Here is a 20,547-nt window from a genome sequence, read left to right on the forward strand (position 1 = left end):
TCCGAAGTCGCTACAGCGTCGCAACCGCATTTTGCAGCAGAAGCAGCAGCCATGAGAAGAGGGCATCCGCTGCAAACAGAATGGCGCTCATCACTGCTGACAGCAAAATAACAACCACCGTCAGACGGATTGTTTCTTCGCGGGTGGGCCAGACAACTTTCCGCATCTCCGCGCGCGACTCGCGCAGTGGTTGCACGATAGCATTCTGAAACGCGCGCGCCAGCGCATTCTGTGATTCTTTATCTTTATCCTTAACAACCGTCATTATCGAGCATGCTTTCTACCAGCAGACACACCCTGCTGATACATAAATCAGGCGTCTACCAGGGCCCAACAGGAACGCAGGCCGCAGCAGACGCCTGGATTGCATGACGCATCGCCTAATCAACAATCGCCGAGACGACGCCAGCGCCGACGGTGCGTCCGCCTTCGCGGATGGCGAAGCGCAACCCTTCCTCAATCGCCACCGGCACGATCAACTCCACCAGCATCTCGATGTTATCGCCCGGCATCACCATCTCCACCCCCGCCGGCAGGCTGATCGCCCCCGTCACGTCCGTCGTCCGAATGTAGAACTGCGGTCGGTACCCCGGAAAGAACGGCGTATGCCGCCCCCCTTCCTCCTTCTTCAGCACATACACATTCGCCTTGAACTTCGCGTGCGGCTTGATCGACCCCGGCGCCGCCAGCACCTGCCCGCGCTCCACTTCCGTCCGCTCGATGCCGCGCAGCAGCACCCCCACGTTATCCCCCGCGATCCCTTCGTCGAGCGTCTTCTGGAACATCTCCACCCCGGTCACCACCGTCTTCTTCGGCGCCTCGTGGCTCATCCCGACAATCTCGACCGTATCCCCCATCTTCACCTTGCCGCGCTCGATCCGCCCCGTCACCACCGTCCCGCGCCCTTTGATGCCGAACACATCTTCAATCGGCATCAGGAACGGCTTATCGACTTCGCGCACCGGCGTCGGGATGTACTCGTCCACCGCGTTCATCAAGTCGAGAATGCACTGATACTCCGGCGCGTTGATGTCGGTCGACGCGCTTGAGAGCGCCGCGAGCGCGCTGCCGCGAATAATCGGAATCTCGTCGCCGGGGAAGCCGTGATTGCTGAGCAATTCGCGCAGTTCGAGTTCGACGAGTTCGAGCAGTTCCTCATCGTCCATCATATCGACCTTATTGAGGAACACGACCATCGCCGGCACCTGCACCTGGCGCGCCAGCAGCACGTGCTCGCGCGTCTGCGGCATCGGACCGTCGGGCGCCGAGACGACCAGGATGGCGCCGTCCATCTGCGCCGCGCCGGTGATCATATTCTTGATATAGTCGGCGTGCCCCGGACAATCGACGTGCGCATAGTGGCGCTTGGCGGTCTGATACTCGACGTGGCGAATGGCGATGGTGATGCCGCGCGCGCGCTCTTCAGGCGCGTTATCGATCTGGTCGTAGGAGACGAACTGCGCCGCGCCTTGCAGGGCGAGCACCTTGGTGATCGCGGCGGTCAGCGTCGTTTTGCCGTGGTCCACGTGGCCGATGGTGCCGACGTTGACGTGTGGCTTGGTGCGCTCAAACTTCTGCTTTGCCATGGGTGTGTCCTGCTCCTTAAACTGTCAGGCGCGGCGCTGATCACCGCCGCCCGGCTGGAGCCCATGACGGGACTCGAACCCGTGACCTCGTCTTTACCAAAGACGTGCTCTACCTGCTGAGCTACATGGGCATACGAACATAAGAATGAGAATGTAGAATTGAGAAACAACACCGCCCTGCTCTCAACTCTACATTCTCAGTCGAACTGGTGGGCCGGGCTGGATTCGAACCAGCGAAGGCGTTAAGCCAGCAGATTTACAGTCTGCCCCGGTTGGCCACTTCGGTACCGACCCAATGCACAGCACGCCACATATCGTGGCGGATATGCATTATACGACAGTCATAGACGCCTGTCAAACCGGAGGCGCTCTCCGTTCGACGCGCAACCGACCCCCATCATTCACCGGGTTTGGAACCGGTTGACCGGTCAGCGCCGCAACCAGGTTCGTCGCCGCCACCACTGCCATGCGGGTGCGGGTGGCGACCGTGGCGCTGCCGATGTGCGGCGTCAGCACCACATTGGGCAACGTCAGCAATGGATGATCGGCGCCAATCGGCTCGCGCTCGAACACGTCGAGACCGGCAGCCCACGGACGACCGCGCTGCAATGCGTCGATCAGTTCCGCTTCACGAATGACCGGACCCCGTGAAGCATTGACGAAGACCGACGTCGGCTTCATCAGCGCAAATTCGCGCGCCCCAAACATCCCGCGCGTCTCCGGCGTCAGCGGAACCATAACCACCACGACATCCGATTCGGTCAGCAGATCATCGAGGTTCGGCACATAGCGGATGGCTGCGCCGGGAGTCGCGCGGATCTGCGCCTCGAGCGCTGGCGACGGATGACGGTTGTGGTACAGGATCGGCATCCCAAAGCCAACTGCGCGCCGCGCCACCGCCGCCCCGATCCTGCCCGCGCCGACGATGCCGAGCGTTGCGCCATGCACGTCCTGCCCGACCATGAACATCGGTGACCAGGTGCTCCATCCACCGGCGGCAATCAACCGATGCCCCTCGACGACCCGCCGCGAAGCCGCCAGAATGAGCGCCCAGACCAGATCGGCAGTCGTTTCGGTCAGGACATCGGGGGTGTTGGTGAGCAGCACCCCGCGTGCTGTGAGCGCCGGCAGATCGACATTGTCGTAGCCGACTGCCATATTCGCAACCACCTTCAAGCGCGGCGCAGCGTCGAGCAACTCGACGTCCACCCGATCGGTCAGCAGCGTGAGAATGCCATCCACCTCGGCAACCGCGCGCAGGAGCGTCTCACGCGGCACGGGCAATGCTTCGTCGTCCCAGAACGTCGTCTCGCAGGCGGCGGTCACAATATCAACTGCCGCCTGTGGCAGACGACGCGTGAGGTATACGCGGGGTCTCATAGTTGTCCAGCGGGGTCAGTGAAACGACTTCAAGACGCAGGGTACGGGCAGGGGTGGCGCAGTTGGGCAATTCGCGCGTATTCCAGACACGCTTCCAGTATGCAGGATGCTGCCAATTCGGTTGCATTTCGCGCCGCCAACTGATCGTGATTGGAACACCGTGGTTCGGATCGTACTCGATGGCGCCGACCCGCACACGGTGGCAGAAACAGTCCTGTTTCGAGGGGAAGCACTCAGGTCCGGCTTCCAGTCGCGCACTTAACTCGAACAGACGATCCACCGTCAGCGACGAGAGCCACGACGAGTTACACGTATCACGCACGACATACTGCCGGGTTCCACGCACCTCGATCTCCTGTGCGCACGTGCGACCGGCGAAGAACGCCCGCACCACGATATGATAGGAGGTGATCGACTGTGCCTTCCAGACCTGCTGCGCCACCTCCCGACGTTCGATGTAGGTCGCCGGTATTGCTCCGCTTGCCATCAATCCGAGGCTCAGGGCAGCGAACGCAACAACCCAGCCAGTGCGCCAGCGGCGCGCGCGCAACAGTGTCTCTCGCATACCGGCTTCTCCATGTCTGGATGAAGGGATGTATTTCGAGGGTATACTGAAAGTGTACAATAATTGGAGAGGAATTGTCAATGTATGAAAGAGGAGACGACGATGTCCGATTCGCTCGCTGCCTTCCGCAAAGCCTACGAAGAGTGGGAGCGCACCGTGCTGCACCCAACGCTCGAGCGCACACCCGAACGCGACGCTGACTTTACAACGGTCTCAGGGGCGCCGGTCAACCGCCTCTACACCCCTCTCGACCTGGAAGGAACCGATCCGCTGCACGACATTGGACTGCCGGGCGCCTATCCGTTCACCCGTGGCATTCACCCGACCGGGTATCGCGGCAAACTCTGGACGATGCGCATGTTTGCCGGATTCGGCAGCGCCGAGGAAACCAACGCACGCTTCCGCTATTTGCTCGACCAGGGACAAACCGGTCTCTCGATTGCATTCGATATGCCGACGCTCTACGGGCGCGACACCGATGATCCGCTGGTGCCTGGCGAGTTTGGCAAGTGTGGCGTAGCCGTCTCTTCGCTTGCCGACATGGAGATCCTGCTCGATGGGCTGCCGCTCGACGAGATCAGCACATCGATGACGATCAATTCACCGGCTGCGATCATCTGGGCGATGTATCTGGTCGTGGCGGAGAAACGCGGCATTTCCTGGGACAAACTGCGCGGCACGCTCCAGAACGACATCCTGAAGGAATACATTGCCCAGAACGAGTATATCTTCCCACCAGAGCCATCGATGCGCCTGGTGGTGGACACTATCGAGTTTTCGACGCGCTACGTGCCGCAGTGGAACCCGGTGTCGATCAGCGGTTACCATATCCGCGAAGCGGGCGCAACCGCCGCTCAGGAACTGGCGTTCACCCTCGCCGACGGTCTCGCATATGTGCAGGCAGCCATTGAACGCGGTCTGCATGTCGATGAATTTGCGCCACGGCTCAGTTTCTTCTTCAACGCGCACAACGACTTGTTTGAGGAAGTGGCGAAGTACCGCGCAGCGCGGCGTATCTGGGCGCGCACATTGCGCGAACGATTTGGCGCGCAGAACCCGCGTTCGCTCTGGCTACGCTTCCATGCGCAGACGGCGGGATGTTCGCTCACGGCGCAGCAACCGGAGAATAATATCGTGCGCACGGCCATCCAGGCGCTTGCCGCTATCCTTGGCGGTTGCCAGTCGCTCCACACGAATTCGATGGATGAAGCATTGGCGCTGCCTTCCGAAAAAGCCGTCACTATTGCGCTGCGCACCCAGCAGATCATCGCCGAGGAGAGCGGCGTCGCCAATACGGTCGATCCACTCGGCGGCTCGTATTTCGTCGAGACGTTGACCAACCGCATGGAAGCGGAGTGTCTTGCCTATTTCCGCCGCATCGAGGAACTCGGCGGCGTCATCCCCGCCATCCGTCGCGGTTTCTTCCAGGCGGAAATTGCCGATGCCGCCTACCGCTATCAGTGTGAGATCGACTCTGGACGGCGCGGTATTATCGGCGTCAATCGATATGCGGTGAAAACGCCGCTCGAAATCCCGATCCTCGAAATGGATCCGCATGGCGAGGCGCGTCACCTGGAGCGCCTGAATCGCGTGCGCGCAACCCGCGACAATGCGCGCGTGCACCAATGCCTGGCAGCGCTGCGCGAAGCGGCGATGGGGCAGGAGAACCTGATGCCGCCGATCCTCGATTGTGTGCGCGCGTATGCCACCATTGGCGAAATGTGCGACGTGCTGCGCGATGTGTTTGGCGTCTACCGTGAAATGGTCGTGGTGTGATACCAATGACGATTGACGATGCCGCATGCGGGTCATTCTGCGCGCCGCGACGGGTCATTCTGCGCGCCGCGACGGGTCATTCCGCGCGCCGCGACGGGTCATGCCGAGCCCTTCGCTTCGCTCAGGGTAAACGCAGCGCGGAATCTGAGCGGGTCGCGCACGACCCCTCGCGCTGCGCGGGGTGACCATGCCGGATGGTCACCGGTCATTGGTATGATATGGACCGCCAGACACTGTTACCTAACGGTATGGTATACTGTTAGGTAACAGTATGCGCCATTATCGTCACACCCATGTCGTCGACGACAACACTCTCCTCCAGGCGAACGGGAGCGACGCCATTCCGCTTGGTTCGCCCGCCTGGTATGCCTGGCTGAACGACGACCAGACCACCTCCTTCGTGTACCGCAGCGCACGTGGCGGATTTACAGCGCGCCGCGAACGTCAGCGCAATGGCTGGTACTGGTATGCCTACCGACGCATCGGTGGAAGATTGCGCAAACGCTATCTGGGGCGCGCCGGCGATCTCAACGCCGAACGACTGCGCCGTGTCGATATGGCGTTCATCAACGGCGAGACGCCAACGCATGCGCCATACCATTCCAGCGATCAGGCGCTGACAACTGCCAACCGACTGCGTCCACCGCCGCCGCGCCCGTCGTTGATTGCCCGCCCTCGCCTGATCGAGCGCATCGATGATACGCTTCACGCCGCGCTCACCCTGATCTCTGCTCCAGCCGGGTTTGGGAAGACGACTCTGCTCACCGAATGGGCGCTGCACGTGCAGAGCGCAGCCCGCGCAGCAGTCGCATGGATCTCGCTCGACGCGACCGATGATGATCCGGTGCGTTTCTGGAGCGCGATAACACTGGCGTTGAGCGTCGTTCGCACTGACATTGGCGCCCATGCACGCTCACTCCTGGAGTCGCCGCAGCGCCCGCCGCATATGCTGCTGGCGCATGCCCTGCTTGTCGATCTGAACGCGGTGGCAGCGCCGATCATCGTTGTGCTCGACGATTATCACCTGATCACCTCAGCGGAGGTACACGAATCGCTGACGACGTTCATCGAACATCTGTCGCCGCACGTACACCTGGTCATCGCCACACGCGCCGATCCGCCGCTGCCGCTGGCGCGCTGGCGGGTGCGCGGGCGCCTGGCTGAACTGCGCGCTGCCGATCTGCGCTTCACCACCGAAGAGGCTGCGGCTTTCCTTCACTCAACCATGGGGCTGGATTTGCCACTCGACGTGATTCGTGCGCTTGAGGACCGCACCGAGGGATGGGTGGCGGCGCTGCAACTGGCGGCGCTTTCCATCCGTGATCGCGCCGATGTCGAGGGGTTCATCCGGCGATTCGCCGGAAGCCACCGGGCGATTGTCGATTACCTTGCCGAAGAGGTCATCGGTCGGCAACCGGATCACATCCAGACATTCCTGCTGCGCACATCTATCGTTGATCGCATGTCGGCGGAGTTGTGCGATGCGCTGCTCACACCTGCCGCAGATGAACCGGGTGCAACAATCCCGGCGCAGGCAATGCTCGACCACCTGGAACGCGCGAACCTGTTCGTGACGCCGCTCGACGAAGAGCGACGCTGGTATCGCTATCATCATCTCTTTGCCGAAATGCTGCGCGACCGGTTGCAACGCACTCAGCCGGCGCTGGTTGCAGAACTCCATCGGCGCGCTGCGCGCTGGCACCGCGAGGCGGGGTTCGCCGACGCTGCGATCCATCATTTTCTTCAGGCAGGAGATGCCGCCAACGCCGCCGATGTCATTGAAGCAATCGCCAACGCGACCCTCTGGGAGCAGGGCGATGCGCAGACGCTTCTGCGCTGGATCGCCGCATTGCCCGATGACACTGTTCTGGCGCGTCCGCGTCTGGCGCTCGATCAGGTGTGGGCATTGCTGGCAAGCATTCAATTCGATGCAGCAGAAGCACGCGCCGCTGAACTTGACCATGTGCTGACTCGGCGAGATGCCCAAATGCGATCAATCGTCATTGGTGAACTGGCGGCGGTGCGTTCGGTTGCTGCGCGCGTGCGCGGGGATGTGCCGCGCGCACTGGAGTACGCCACGCATGCGCGCGATCATCTGGCAAGCATCGATTGCAGCCTGGCGCGCGCGATTGCCGTCATGAACCTCGTAGAAGCCCGCCTGATGCAGGGCGATCTGTCGAGCGCGGAACAGCTCTGTGACGAATTGCGCGTTGCATCGCTGAGCCGCAACCTGGTTATCGCCCTGATCGGGGTATTGTCGCGCTCAGAAGTGTACCGCAATCAGGGTCGGCTCACCGATGCGCGCGCGCTCCTCGATGAAGCGCTACGCCTCCTCGACCGACGCGGCGCTTCGGAACGCCCGATCGTCGCGCTCATCCATGTGGCGCTGGCAGACATTTTCTATGAGCAGAACAGGCTCGATGAAGCGGAATACTACGCAAACCTGGCACTCAGACGCGCAGAACGCTGGTGGAACAACGACATCCTCATCCACAGCACAGGGCTGCTCTCTGCCATCCGTCGGGCGCAGGGCGATGAAGCCGCTGCTGCAAAACTTGCCGAACGAGTCGAGCAACTCAGCCTCGAATACCGGGTTGGATGGATTTCCAATCACACCCTTGCGGGGCGCGCCGAGCGTCTCTTGCGCACCGGTGATCGGCAGGCTGCTGAACGGTGGGCGGCAGGGTGCGGACTCACGCTGGCAGATGATCCACCGCCCGAACGGTTCTACGAATATCTGGTGCTGGCGCGTGTCGCGCTGGCGCGTGGCGAAGGACGCACAGCGCTTCCGTTGATCCGGCGGTTACTGAAACAGAGTGAGGAAGGGCGACATGCCATCCGCATGATCGAAACGTTGAAACTTCTGGCGCTCACGAACCGTCAGATCGGTGATGCCGCCAGCGCGCGCCAGGCGCTCATTCGTGCATTACGCCTCGCTGAACCGGGCGGTCTGGTGCGCACATTCGTTGATGAAGGCGAAGCCATGAAATGGTTGCTCGCCGATTGTGGCGCCTCGATTGCGCCACAGGCACAGCAAGGCGACGGAGATGCGCGTCGTCTTCTGGCGTATGTCGATGATTTGATGGGAATGTTTCGCAGCATACCAACAACCCAAACCGCCTCTCCGCTCGTCCACGCCAACGAGCCGCTCACAGCGCGTGAGATCCAGGTGTTGCGCCTGCTCGCCACCGGGCGCACCGATCAGGAAATCGCCACAAGCCTGGTCATCGCGGTCAGCACCGTGCGATCACATATCAAGCGCATCTACGCCAAAATCAACGCACGCAACCGCACCCAGGCTGCTGCCCGCGCCCACGATCTGGGCATCATCGACTGATACCAAATGACGATTGACGATGCCGCATGCTGGTCATTCCGAGCCCTTCGCTTCGCTCAGGGTAAACGCAGCGAGGAATCCGAGCGGGTTCGCGCCAGACCCCTCGCGCTGCTCGGGGTGACCATGCCAGATGGTCACAGGTCATTGGTATGATACCAATTACGATTGACGATGCCGCATGCGTGTCATTCCGAGCCCTTCGCTTCGCTCAGGGTAAACTCAGCGCGGAATCGGCGCGGGTCGCGCCAGACCCCTCGCGCTGCTCGGGGTGACCATACCGGATGGTCACAGGTCATTGGTATGATTCCCCACCCTCAATCCTTCTTTTTGGTGATGCCTCTGCTCGCCGCGAATGGCAGAATCGCCTCAGTCGGAAGCGTCCGCATTGCATTGCTCGATGGCGCTTCGAGCGCAGAAGCCGAAGCCCTGAGCGAAGCGAAGCGGAATACCAATGACGATTGAAGATGCCGCATGCTGGTCATTCCGAGCCCTTCGCTTCGCTCAGGGTAAGCGCAGCGCGGAATCGGCGCGGGTCGCGCACGACCCCTCGCGCGGCTCGGGGTGACCATGCCGGATGGTCACAGGTCATTGGTAGAAAGGGCGCGACGCGGACGCCGGTCATTCGGCGGGCAGACGCGATGCTGCGCTCCGCTCAGCAGGACGGCAGGCGACGGTCACCCTTGATGTGCAGCGCGCACCCTGAGGTATGCATATGTTTACGATTGATCGCTCACAGGCTTCCTGGAAATATCCTTTTGCGCTGATCTGGATTGGTCAGGCGTTCTCACTCTTCGGCAGCGGGCTGGCTGGCTTTGCTATCGTCTGGTGGCTGACGGCCACTACCGGCTCTGCCACGGTCCTTGCGACCGCAACACTCGCCACGCTTTTGCCGGGCATTCTGATCGGACCGCTCGCCGGAGCGCTGATCGACCGCTGGGATCGACGCGCAGTCATTATGGTCGCCGATCTGACCGGCGCGCTTGGAGCGGCTGCGCTCGCCGTCCTGTTCTGGATCGACGCACTCGCCATCTGGCATGTCTACCTGATTATGGCGTTGCGGTCGCTGGCGGGCGCGTTCCATTGGCCCGCAATGCAGGCATCGATATCGCTCATGGCGCCCGAACGCCATCTGGCGCGCATTGGCGGACTGAGTCAGATGCTTCAGGGGGCAACCAATATTGCTGCACCGCCGCTTGGAGCGTTGCTGATTGCGATCTGGCCCCTGCATGGTCTGATGTTGATTGATGTTGTGACGGCGCTCATCGCAGTGGCAGGCGTCGGTCTGGTGCGTTTCCCGCGCCCGCCGCGAGCCGCGCCTGCTGTCGCTGATGCGCCTGCAACCGGTGTTGTGGCGGAGATGCGCGCCGGACTACGGTATATCTCTCGCTGGCCCGGATTGATGATGGTCATGGGCATGGCGGCATTGATCAATCTGCTCCTGACTCCGGCGTTCTCGCTGTTGCCGATCCTGGTAACCAGGCACTTTCATGGCGAGGCGCTCCATCTTGCCTGGATGAACGCTGCCGAAGGCGCAGGCATCGTTCTTGGCGGACTGATCATCGGCGTATGGGGCGGATTCAGGCGTCGTATGAATACTGTTGTGTTTGGGCTGATTGGGTTAGGCATCAGCATTCTGGCAATCGGCGCTGCACCGGCAACCGCTTTCTTGCCTGCACTCGCCGCAGTAGCAGTGGTCGGCGCTATGTCGCCGGTGGTCAATGCCCCAATGATGGCAATTGTGCAGTCAGTCGTGGCGCCAGAAATGCAAGGGCGTGTCTTCACGGCATTGGGGAGTGTGTCGATGGCAATGACCCCGCTGGGGCTGGTGATTGCCGGTCCGGTCGCTGATGCGTTTGGGGTGCAGGTCTGGTATCTGCTTGGCGGCTGCGCCTGCCTGCTTATGACCCTTCTGGTTCTTGGCATTCCCGCCGTGCGCGATCTGGAGGATCGTCCGCGCGACAGCGGGAGAAGTGCGGTGGTCAGATCAGAGAATGTTCCATCTTGATGAAGGCTCGTTCTGGCGCCCCTTCTCCTCATGCCATCCGCGAAGGACACCAAGAGACACGAAGACGTTGCGGTGCACTGGACACCCCGCGCGGGTGCGGCTCCGCCACGCCCCTGCCGGTCGCTCTTCCACTTCCCCACGTTAAGCATCGGACGCCCCGTGCCACTTCTCAGTTGCTTATCAGCATGCTCCCTGATCGCTGCGTGCTATAATCGAAATGCGCCGATGTGTTCTGCGCAAGGCTGGCTGCATGCGGCGTGATCGCGGTCGACGGCCCGACTCGTCGGTCAGCCCTCGTGAGGAGGTACGCATGTCGCGCTGGAGCGCCCTTGGCAATCTGTGGTCGACCGTGCGGGAGATCGATGTCAACGCCATCCGGGACGAAGCAGAACAACCGCTCAGTATCATCGCGGTCGGGCACGACACAGCACTGGCGGCAATCGACGCGCTGGCGCGCCGCGGTCCCAACCGCTATCCTCCGACCGGCGTTGCGCCTCTGACGTCACTTTCATTGCGTGATGCTGCGCGCTTTCCTGAGCGCATGAACGCCGCCGATATACTCATCCTGGCAGTTGACAGCCGGGTCGGATTGACGGAACGGGATGCTGTCGCACTGGCGCAGATTGATCGGTTGCCGCGCCCTGCCCTGCTGGTTCTTCTCTTCGGCACGCGTCTCGCACCGGGAAGCGCGCCCCTTCCGTCGTCAGCGGCGGCGCACACCGTCATCATCCCGAACATCGACCATACCGATGCTGCGCTGAGGTTCACCAACGAACTGCTCGAACGTCTGCCGGCGACGCATCATCTGGCGGCAGCACGGCGGTTACCGGGCATCCGTGCCGCTTATGCACGTCGCCTGATCGACTCGACTGCGATGACGAACGCCACCTACGCGCTGGCGTCGAGCCTGCCGGAACAGATCCCGATCCTGGGGATACCTTTTGCCGTCGCCGATATGCTGGTACTCACCAAAAATCAGGCGATCATGGTTTACCGCCTGGCGCTGGCGTATGGCGCCCCGCCCGATTTCCGCCAGCGCATCGCCGAGGTGATGCCCGTCGTTGGCGGCGCCTTCGTCTGGCGCGAAATCGCCCGCACGTTGGTCGGTCTGGCGCCGGTCTGGGGAGTCGTGCCGAAAGTCGGCATCGCCTATGCTGGCACATATGCAACCGGCGTGGCAGCCTGGCGCTGGTATGAAAAGGGTGAACTGATCCCACGCGAGGAACTCAAACGCATTGCCCGCGAAGCGCAGACAATCGGGCAGGAAAAAGCCCGCGAGGTGATCGCACAGGCACAGGACACCCGGGAAGCGACAGGCAATGCCGTCAAAGAAGCCGCAAGTCACATCAACAGCCTGGGCAACCGGATCCGACAGCGCAGCCATCGAACGCTGCGACGCGTGCGCGAGCGTCTTCCGACGCGCATGCGTCTGGCACGCAGCGCCGACGATTCTGATCGACTGCCGGAGGAGCATTGACAGTGGAACGTTTCATCATCGAAGGCGGTCACCGTCTTAATGGCGCCATCAGACCGTCCGGCAACAAGAATGCCGCACTCCCCTTGCTTGCCGCAACCCTGTTGACCAATCACAATGTCGTGCTGCACAACATTCCACAGATCGGCGATGTTGTTTCCATGATCGGGTTATTGGAGCGGCTCGGCGCACGGGTCGAACGTCGCGGATCGCACAGCTGGGCAGTGTATGCCAACGCTGTCGATGCCGCAGAACCCGATCCTGCGCTGGCGCGCAAGATCCGCGCCTCGGTGCTGCTCGCCGGTCCTTTGTTGGCGCGACGCGGGTACGTGACCATTCCTCGTCCCGGTGGCGACATGATCGGGCGACGACGTCTCGACACCCACCTTAACGCACTGCGTGATCTCGGCGCAGCGGTCGAAGTCACGCCAACAGCATATATTCTGCGCGCTGAACGGCTACGCGGCGCCGACATCTTCCTCGACGAAATGAGCGTCACCGGCACCGAGCAGGCCGTCATGGCCGCTGTGCTCGCCGAAGGCGACACTATTATCAATAACGCTGCATCAGAACCACATGTCCAGGACCTCTGCCATTTCCTCAACCGGCTGGGGGCACGTATCGACGGGATCGGCACCAATCGTCTGCACATTCGAGGCGTGTCGTCGCTTGGCGGCGGCGAGTACACCATTGGTCCCGACTTTATGGAAGTGGCGTCATTTATCGGGCTGGCGGCAGTGACCCGCAGCGCCTTACGCATTGTCGGCGCGCGCCCATCCGAGCATCGCATGACGCGCATCGCCTTCGGGCGATTGGGCGTCGCCTGGCGTGACGAAGGGGACGATATCGTCGTGCCTGCTGAACAGGAGTTGTGCATCCGTGATGATGTCCATAATGCGATCCCGAAGATCGACTCATCCCCCTGGCCCGGCTTCAATCCCGATCTGATCAGTATCGCAATTGTAGTAGCCACACAGGCGCGCGGCACGATTCTGATCTGGGAAAAAATGTTCGAAAGCCGGCTCTTTTTTGTGGACCGGCTCATCGGCATGGGGGCGCGGATTGTGCTGTGCGATCCCCACCGCGTCGTGGTCGTCGGTCCGAGCCAGTTGTATGGCGAACCCGACGGGTTGCCAAGTCCCGATATTCGGGCGGGCATGGCACTGCTGCTGGCAGCGCTCTGTGCGCAGGGGCGCAGTGTCATTTACAACATCGGGCAAATCGACCGTGGCTACGAGCGGATCGATGAACGTCTGCGCACAATCGGGGCACATATCGAACGCGCGCGTTAGTCAGGTGCGCAAGCGATAGACGACCAGCGGCTGCGAACCGGTCAAGTCGCGTAGCACCACATCGACGTCATTGTGATCGACAGCGCCGCGGCTCAACGGATCGAAGTTGCGCTCACCTTCGATGTAGTAGTAGTACACCTTGCCATTCAGACGGAAACCGCGGATATTGCTGGAGCGCACGAAGACGCCGGGTGTCACTTCGATGAGCGGATCATCAAAGGTTTCATCGAGACGGGATTCCACTGCTGCACGAATGATTTCCGCCTCCAGCGGCGTGAGCGAGGTGGAGGGCGTCAGCAGTAGCGCTGTCAGAGCGACGAGCAGCGTACTGAATACCAGCATACTGACGGTGAACAACATCCAGTACAAGCGAATACTCTGCGCTGGAGCAGCACGCACTTCACGAACAACTGCGGTTGGCGAATACGGCGCCTGAATCACGGCATGCCTCCTCATGCGTTCCTGCCGCGTGATCATCCTGTTATAATCAACGGTAAGGTCATCGTACATTCGCGTGTCCAAAAATGCGATGGTTTCTGCCTGAAACATTGCTGAGCATGTTCTCACTTCTGCACTTCATGCTGAAATATCGACTCCTGATGGCAGCAACGATCATTGCGGGTATGACGGAGGGGGCGCTGATTGCGCGGTTCGTCCTGCGTCTCTTCGCCGCGCGTCCCGATAATCCTGTGGTTCAGATGCTGTACACTGTCACGCAACCGATCATTGCACCGCTGCAAGCGCTCGATGCGGGGCAACCACAGTATGGCGCATCGCTCGAATTTGCGACGCTTACGTTACTGTGCGCGCTGCCGCTTATCACGGCGATGCTGTGGAAATGGACGGGACATCGCTCGCCAGGGACTTATACCAATGACCTGTGACCGTTCGGCATGGTCACCCCGAGCCGCGCGAGGGGTCGCGCGCGACCCGCGCAGATTCCTCGCTGCGCTCGGAATGACAAGTCGCTGCGCTCGGAATGACAAGTCGCTGCGCTCGGAATGACAAGTCGCTGCGCTCGGAATGACACGCATGCGGCATCGTCAAGCGTCATTGGTATTAGTTCCCGGTTCCGCTCAGACGCGCGCCGGGAGATGGACCGCGGATCGCCACGGATTGCGACGGATGCGTGCTGTGGAAATGGACGGGACATCGCTCGCCAGGGACTTATACCAATGACCTGTGAACATTCGGCATAGTCACCCCGAGCCGCGCGAGGGGTCGTGCGCGACCCGCGCAGATTCCTCGCTGCGCTCGGAATGACAAGTCGCTGCGCTCGGAATGACCAGTCGCTGCGCTCGGAATGACAAGTCGCTGCGCTCGGAATGACACGCATGCGGCATCGTCAAGCGTCATTGGTATTAGTTCCCGGTTCCGCTCAGACGCGCGCCGGGAGATGGACCGCGGATCGCCACGGATTGCGACGGATGCGACGCGCAGGAGTTTCTGGTTCTCAATGCTCAGTTCTCGGTTCTCAGTTCTCACTCAGGAGGTCTCTGTGGATCTATTACAATTGCTGATCCTGCTGGTCATCGCCGGAATCTGCGGCGCCGTCGCCGAATTAATCGTCGGGTTCAGTCCGCCGGGGTTACAGGTGATGCTGGTGTCGATCATTGTCGGCGTGATCGGTGCATTCATCGGCGGATGGATCGCCGGAACATTCGGTCTGCCGCCGATCACCGAGATTCGTGTCGGCAACATTCGCCTCAATCTGCTGTACACTATTCTGGGATCAACGCTGCTATTGGTGATTCTGCAAGCGTTGCGCAGTGGACGACAGTGGTTCTCGATCAAGAGGTAGGGGTCGGGGGTCAGGAATTGATGGCGGGAAGGCTTACACGAAACACCATTTCGTCCCCATGCCGATGGACGGTCAGAGTGCCGTTATGCTGCTCAATGACACTGTAGCTTAACGGCAATTCGATACCGTTCGCCTCACCCCGCACAGGACCGTCTGGTTCGAACAACCGATGCAGATCGGCATCATCGATAGGAACGCCTGTATCTGCAAACTCTGCCACTGCCAGATGCGTTGCGCCCTCGACCTCTCGATACGTGCGAATCGTCAACCGTCCCCCTTTGGGCATTGCATAGATAGCATTGAGAATCAGATTGTAGCAGGCATAGCGCAAATGACCGGTAAATCCCAGCACCCGCAGATCGTCGGATGTCCATTCACGACACAGATCGATCGCGCGTTCATTCAGAATATCATGAGCCTGGTGCAGCGCCTGATCGATCACTCGATGCAACGCAACCGGTCGTTTCTCCTGCCCCGACGAACGATACAGATCGAGCATGCGCCGAACACCGGCTATCACATGTTCCGTTTCCTGCTGCGCCATCGCCAGATAGCGCTGGCGTTTCTCGTCGTCGAGCGGACGATGCTGCAACAGATAGAGCGTATTGGCAATCGCCTGGAGCGGATTATTGATCTCATGGGCAAGTGCGGCGGTCAGGCGTCCGACCAGCGCCAGGCGCTCCGTATGCGCCTGCTCGATCTGGCGCATGCGCTTGAGCAGTTGCGCCTCGCACTCGGCGGCGCGATTGAACGTTGCACCTGCGAGAGCGGCTATCGCCTGGAGACACGCTCTCATCTCAACATCATCATGCGCGCCATCAGGCAACGCGGCAATAATAATACCCTTCGCTCTATCGCTGGTAAAGGGCGCGCAGATCAGCGCAGCGTCGGTTGCCAGGGTTCGTTCCCACGACATAAGAGCAATTCCGCCGGTTGATGACGCAACCACTCGCTTCTGCACTATGGCTGAGCCACAGAGACCACCGGACAGCGACAGCGCAACCGGTAATGCCGGCGCCTTTCCAAACGAGACAGCCCGCCTGACGCGCAACGTATCATCTTCCAGCAGAATGACATAGCCGCGCAGCAAAAACGGCGCTGCATCGAGCCGCGCCGCAATCGTACTGAGCGCATCAGCAGCCGTGCGACACTGTGTCAGTGCCAGACCGGTCTGCGCGATCCAGGACAGATGTCCAGCACGCTGCGGCAATGCGATGCTTTCAGCATAACTACTCTGCCGACCTTCGCTCTGTTGAAGAGGTACAATCTCAGTTGCATCCTGATGCATCACGTTCATCCACCATAGCGTCGGCGCAACTCAGTCCAGACATCTTCGAGTGTCATACCCTGGTTTTGCAACAGCACCAGCAGGTGGTACACCAGGTCAGCGACTTCCCATGCAATCTCGGCGGGGGCGCTATTTTTTGCTGCGATAATCACTTCCGCCGCTTCCTCGCCGATCTTCTTACCAATCCGATCAACGCCTCCCGTCAGCATCTTCGTAGTATACGAGCCTTCTTTTGGTGCGGATGCGCGCTGCGCCACAATATTGGCAAGGTCAGTGAGAATGACCGAATCGGGCATGCGCGTTTCGACCGGATCGCCATCGAGCGTGCGGTGAAAGCAACTCACGCGACCGGTATGGCACGTTGGTCCAGCCGGTTCCACGAACGCCAGCAACGCATCACCATCACAATCCTGCCGGATTTCGACCAGACGCAGCACATTGCCAGAGGTTTCACCCTTGCGCCAGAGCGTCTGTCGGCTCCGGCTCCAGAACGTCACCATACCCGACACCAGCGTTTGCTGTAATGCCTCCTCGTTCATGTATCCCAGCATCAGCACCTCGCCGCTGCGTGCGTGTTGGACGACCACCGGGATCAACCCTGCCGCATCGAACCGCATATCACTTCATCCTAGTGCAAGAAGTGGCGTCTTCCGGTGAACACCATCGCCATACCAAGCCGGTTGGCGGCAGCAATCACCTCGTCGTCGCGCACCGACCCGCCGGGCTGAATCACTGCCGTTGCTCCAGCCTCCGCCGCGATCTCGACGCTATCGGGGAACGGGAAGAGCGCATCACTGGCAATGACCGACCCGGCGAGCGAGAGACCGGCATTCTGCGCCTTCCACACCGCCACCCGCGTACTATCGACCCGGCTCATCTGCCCGGCGCCGATCCCCAGGGTGCGATCGGCAGCGGCAAAGACGATCGCATTCGACTTGACATGCTTCACGATCCGCCAGGCAAACTGTAGCGCAGCGCGTTCGGCATCGGTCGGCGTGCGCTGTGTCACCACCTCGAACGGTTCCTCATCAAGCGGCGCAAGGTCCGGCTCCTGCGCCAGGATGCCACCCGGCACGCTATGGTATACCAGCCCGCGCGACTGCCCGACCGGGCGCAGAGCACGCATCAAACGCCGGTTTTTCTTCTTGCGCAGCAATGCCAGTGCATCATCGGCGAAGGCGGGCGCAATGACGATCTCGGAGAAAATCTCGTCAATCGCCTGCGCCAACGGAAGATCGAGCATCTGGTTGACCGCGATAATACCGCCAAATGGCGCTTCCCGGTCGGTGGCGAACGCTTTCTCCCAGGCTTCGAGCGGCGTTGCGCCCACTCCCGCGCCACACGGATTCGTATGCTTGACAATCGCCAGCGCCGCGCCCGCTGCCGGGTCGAACTCCTCGATCAGCGACTGAGCCGCAGCAATATCGAGAATATTGATATACGACAACTCACGTCCGTGCAGTTGCTCGAAGAAGGCATGGAAATCACCGTAGAGCGCCGCGCGCTGATGCGGATTTTCGCCGTAACGCAGATCCTGCGCCTTACGAAACGCCAGTGGCAGTGTCTCCGGGAAGAGTTCCCCAGACAAATACCCCGCGATGGCGGCATCATACGCAGCAGTGTGAGCAAAGGCACGCGCTGCCAGGCGCCGCCGCAACTCTGGCGTCACCGTTTCGGTGCGCAACGCCGTCAGCACCGCGTCGTAGTCGTCGGGGCTGACCACCACCAGCACCGATGGGTGGTTCTTGGCGGCGGCGCGAACCATAGCAGGACCGCCGATGTCAATCTGTTCGATCGCTTCTGCAAGAGTGACATCGGGACGGGTGATCGTCTCACTAAAGGGATAGAGATTGACGACAACGAGATCGATCGGCGCAATACCATGAACATCGAGCGCCGCCATATGGTCTGGATCATCGCGGCGCGCCAGAATGCCAGCGTGAATGGCGGGATGGAGCGTTTTCACCCGCCCGCCAAGGATTTCGGGAAAACCCGTCACGTCACTGACCGGTCGAACTGGAACACCAGCCGTGGCAAGCGTTCGCGCCGTATGACCGGTCGAGATAATCTCGAAGCCGAATTCGACGAGACCGGCGGCAAATGCTTCGATGCCACGCTTATCGGAAACGCTTACAAGCGCGCGCACACGCTGCCTCCACTGGTACACACCTCGCGCCTGCTGTTTTGTGTGAACGCAGACGCACTCTTCAGTTTGTATTGTACCACAGAGTACACGGCGCAGATTTTCTTGCACAGCGTCGCCTGGTTGAACGGCGAGCAATCGCGCAGGTCCAACCGCGAGAGACGTCCAGGAAAGACCGGTTTCCTGGCGTTTCCTTTGCGCCACTGAAACCAGGCGAGAACATTGCAGGTGGAAAAGCAAAAGGGAGTGCGAGGCGCACAGCGTGAGACGAGAGGAGTCTGGAGCACACTGCGCACTTGGCGTCGGCTGTGCCTCTGTGCCGTTAAAAAACAGGTGCGAACCGGTCAGACGAAGGAGCAACAGGTGCGGAGGTGACAGATTATCATCGAAGGTTGCACATGGGACGCCGGTCGAACCTTAATCTCTGAACACCTGCCCGGCAAAGAGTCTCATGTGCGCAACAGGCTCTCGAACACGCCCTTCGCCGAACGCGCGGATTGCTGATGCTTCGAAGAGATTGAGCGCTGAAGCGACCTGTTCAGGCGTTGCCGTATCCTGGTCATGGATGCCGGCGCGCACATACGCCTCAACCAGCAAGGCGCGCGCAGAGGGACCGAGCGCCTCCAGGACAATACGTTCAAGTTCAGGGAACAACGAGTCGGTCAGGTTCGTATCACGTTTTTCGACCAGGCCGCTTTCGAGCAGGCGGTTCAGAATCTCGCACGTGCGCGCCTCGCCCAAACCGCTCCGTTGGGCAATATACCCGACCGTATTCTTCCCATTCACCATCGTCAGCACACGCCACTCATCAGGTTCCAGGCTAATCTCGCTGCCGGTAGACGCCGGGTTGGGCACAAGGCGCAGGATTGTATTCATGGAAAGCGTTGGTTCCGGCGCATGCGCCATTGCCTCCTGGCGCATAATGCCTTCCATGATAATCATATTATTGCTCTGGGTGATCGTCGGCTTATCGAGCGTCACATCTTCGTGAAAGCGGAAGGGACCGGACGTCAGCGTGAAGAACGTATACGCCGCCTCGAGGGGGGGCAACGACCCCAGGCGGGCGCCAATAATGCGGCCATCGCGGAAATAGAGCCATCCGTCGATCTCTTGCGCGCCGCGTTTTCCCTGGAGATGCACCGCGCCCGACTTATTGCTCAACTCGATCAACTGAATAATATCGGTCAGCGAAAACTCGCTTAGATCGCCTGCGAGTGCCATGGCTCCCACCCCGGACGCAAAAATCCGAAAGGCGCATAACCTTCAGAAATCTGCGCGCACTACAGTTTGCTGATCACCAGTTTACTGATCGCCTTCAACGTATCGAACACCCCGGCGCCACTGGTTGCCGTCGCTTCGAATCGTTGCCACCCCAGCGTATTCAGGTACTTATCGAGCGTAGCGACCGGAAGCGCACCGGGCACATCGCGCTTATTGTACTGCAAAACAACCGGAAAATCCTGGAAACGCTTATTCTGCCGCGTAATATTAACAGCAAGTTCACGAAGGCTGCGAATATTCTCCTCAAGCTTGTGCTTTTGCGAGTCCGCAACAAACACGACGCCATCGGCGCCGCTCAGCACTGCGACGCGCGTGCGCTCATACAGCACCTGACCGGGCACCGTGTAGAGATGAAAGCGCGTCTGGAACCCACGCACCTTCCCAAGGTCGAGCGGCAGAAAGTCGAAGAACAGCGTGCGTTCCGTCTCCGTCGCAATAGACAACAACTCCCCTTTCGTTTCTTTGGGGACCTGGCTATGGATATACTGCAGGTTGCTGGTCTTCCCGCTCATGCCAGGTCCGTAGTACACGATCTTGCAATGGATCTCGCGCGCAGCAACGTTGATCAGAGCCATAGGTCCTCTCGTCTGCATTCCGGCAGCCGCGCCATATTGCGCAC

At 60.6% G+C, this 20,547-nt stretch carries 17 protein-coding genes and 2 tRNA genes; 7 read left to right on the plus strand and 12 right to left on the minus strand.

Annotation, left to right across the window (positions count from 1 at the left end):
- Positions 1–10: 10 nt before the first annotated feature.
- The 6 genes from secE to RCAS_RS22405 form a co-directional block, all read right to left on the minus strand.
- Positions 11–265: a preprotein translocase subunit SecE gene (gene secE / locus RCAS_RS22380; protein WP_012122767.1), complete on the minus strand. Its 255-nt coding sequence runs from the start codon at positions 263–265 to the stop codon at positions 11–13.
- Between the two features lie 115 nt (positions 266–380).
- Positions 381–1,586 (minus strand): elongation factor Tu, encoded by a 1,206-nt coding sequence (gene tuf / locus RCAS_RS22385; RefSeq protein ID WP_012122768.1) that lies wholly within the window; start codon positions 1,584–1,586, stop codon positions 381–383.
- 55 nt (positions 1,587–1,641) lie between these two features.
- Positions 1,642–1,717 (minus strand) — tRNA-Thr (locus tag RCAS_RS22390).
- 76 nt (positions 1,718–1,793) lie between these two features.
- Positions 1,794–1,880, minus strand: a tRNA-Tyr gene (locus tag RCAS_RS22395).
- A gap of 60 nt (positions 1,881–1,940) precedes the next feature.
- Positions 1,941–2,966 carry a 2-hydroxyacid dehydrogenase gene (locus RCAS_RS22400; RefSeq protein WP_012122769.1) on the minus strand — a complete coding sequence of 342 codons (1,026 nt, stop codon included), beginning with the start codon at positions 2,964–2,966 and terminating at the stop codon, positions 1,941–1,943.
- Positions 2,917–3,531 carry a hypothetical protein gene (locus tag RCAS_RS22405; protein ID WP_012122770.1) on the minus strand — a complete coding sequence of 205 codons (615 nt, stop codon included), beginning with the start codon at positions 3,529–3,531 and terminating at the stop codon, positions 2,917–2,919. Before RCAS_RS22405 ends, RCAS_RS22400 begins: the two co-directional genes overlap by 50 nt.
- Before the next feature lie 102 nt (positions 3,532–3,633).
- On the opposite strand from RCAS_RS22405, the gene RCAS_RS22410 reads away from it, so the two are divergent.
- The 5 genes from RCAS_RS22410 (at position 3,634) to murA (ending at position 13,415) form a co-directional block, all read left to right on the plus strand.
- Positions 3,634–5,307 carry an acyl-CoA mutase large subunit family protein gene (locus RCAS_RS22410; protein ID WP_041331271.1) on the plus strand — a complete coding sequence of 558 codons (1,674 nt, stop codon included), beginning with the start codon at positions 3,634–3,636 and terminating at the stop codon, positions 5,305–5,307.
- Positions 5,308–5,578: 271 nt separating this feature from the next.
- On the plus strand, positions 5,579–8,644 hold the full coding sequence (locus RCAS_RS22415) for a LuxR C-terminal-related transcriptional regulator (protein WP_012122772.1): 3,066 nt from the start codon (positions 5,579–5,581) through the stop codon (positions 8,642–8,644).
- A gap of 712 nt (positions 8,645–9,356) precedes the next feature.
- Positions 9,357–10,649, plus strand: coding sequence for an MFS transporter (locus RCAS_RS22420; protein WP_012122773.1), 1,293 nt, complete (start codon positions 9,357–9,359; stop codon positions 10,647–10,649).
- Between the two features lie 310 nt (positions 10,650–10,959).
- Positions 10,960–12,126: a hypothetical protein gene (locus RCAS_RS22425; RefSeq protein ID WP_012122774.1), complete on the plus strand. Its 1,167-nt coding sequence runs from the start codon at positions 10,960–10,962 to the stop codon at positions 12,124–12,126.
- Positions 12,127–12,128: 2 nt separating this feature from the next.
- The gene (gene murA / locus RCAS_RS22430) at positions 12,129–13,415 is read left to right on the plus strand and encodes a UDP-N-acetylglucosamine 1-carboxyvinyltransferase (protein ID WP_012122775.1); all 1,287 of its coding nucleotides are present in this window, start codon (positions 12,129–12,131) and stop codon (positions 13,413–13,415) included.
- Here murA and RCAS_RS22435 read toward each other — a convergent pair whose 3' ends face one another.
- Complete coding sequence (locus RCAS_RS22435; protein ID WP_232280100.1) at positions 13,416–13,856, minus strand: hypothetical protein; 441 nt, start codon at positions 13,854–13,856, stop codon at positions 13,416–13,418. It abuts the gene before it with no gap.
- Between the two features lie 116 nt (positions 13,857–13,972).
- Between RCAS_RS22435 and RCAS_RS22440 the strand changes: the two genes are divergently transcribed.
- Together RCAS_RS22440 and RCAS_RS22445 are read left to right on the plus strand one after the other, a co-directional pair.
- Positions 13,973–14,299, plus strand: a complete 327-nt coding sequence (locus tag RCAS_RS22440; RefSeq protein WP_157042744.1) for a YggT family protein — start codon at positions 13,973–13,975, stop codon at positions 14,297–14,299.
- 614 nt (positions 14,300–14,913) lie between these two features.
- The gene (locus RCAS_RS22445; RefSeq protein ID WP_012122778.1) at positions 14,914–15,216 is read left to right on the plus strand and encodes a GlsB/YeaQ/YmgE family stress response membrane protein; all 303 of its coding nucleotides are present in this window, start codon (positions 14,914–14,916) and stop codon (positions 15,214–15,216) included.
- A 10-nt stretch (positions 15,217–15,226) separates the two neighbouring features.
- Here RCAS_RS22445 and RCAS_RS22450 read toward each other — a convergent pair whose 3' ends face one another.
- The 5 genes from RCAS_RS22450 to RCAS_RS22470 all read right to left on the minus strand — a co-directional run bounded on the left by RCAS_RS22450 (position 15,227) and on the right by RCAS_RS22470 (position 20,503).
- Entirely contained in the window at positions 15,227–16,504 is a 1,278-nt protein-coding gene (locus tag RCAS_RS22450) for a sensor histidine kinase (protein WP_012122779.1), read from the minus strand.
- 5 nt (positions 16,505–16,509) lie between these two features.
- Entirely contained in the window at positions 16,510–17,121 is a 612-nt protein-coding gene (gene hisIE, locus RCAS_RS22455; RefSeq protein ID WP_012122780.1) for a bifunctional phosphoribosyl-AMP cyclohydrolase/phosphoribosyl-ATP diphosphatase HisIE, read from the minus strand.
- 11 nt (positions 17,122–17,132) lie between these two features.
- The gene (purH, locus tag RCAS_RS22460; protein WP_012122781.1) at positions 17,133–18,650 is read right to left on the minus strand and encodes a bifunctional phosphoribosylaminoimidazolecarboxamide formyltransferase/IMP cyclohydrolase; all 1,518 of its coding nucleotides are present in this window, start codon (positions 18,648–18,650) and stop codon (positions 17,133–17,135) included.
- 414 nt (positions 18,651–19,064) lie between these two features.
- The gene (locus RCAS_RS22465; protein WP_012122783.1) at positions 19,065–19,868 is read right to left on the minus strand and encodes a DUF4388 domain-containing protein; all 804 of its coding nucleotides are present in this window, start codon (positions 19,866–19,868) and stop codon (positions 19,065–19,067) included.
- Positions 19,869–19,927: 59 nt separating this feature from the next.
- Entirely contained in the window at positions 19,928–20,503 is a 576-nt protein-coding gene (locus RCAS_RS22470) for a GTP-binding protein (RefSeq protein ID WP_012122784.1), read from the minus strand.
- Positions 20,504–20,547: the final 44 nt, after the last annotated feature.

Source organism: Roseiflexus castenholzii DSM 13941, assembly GCF_000017805.1.
Classification (GTDB): Bacteria; Chloroflexota; Chloroflexia; order Chloroflexales; family Roseiflexaceae; genus Roseiflexus; species Roseiflexus castenholzii.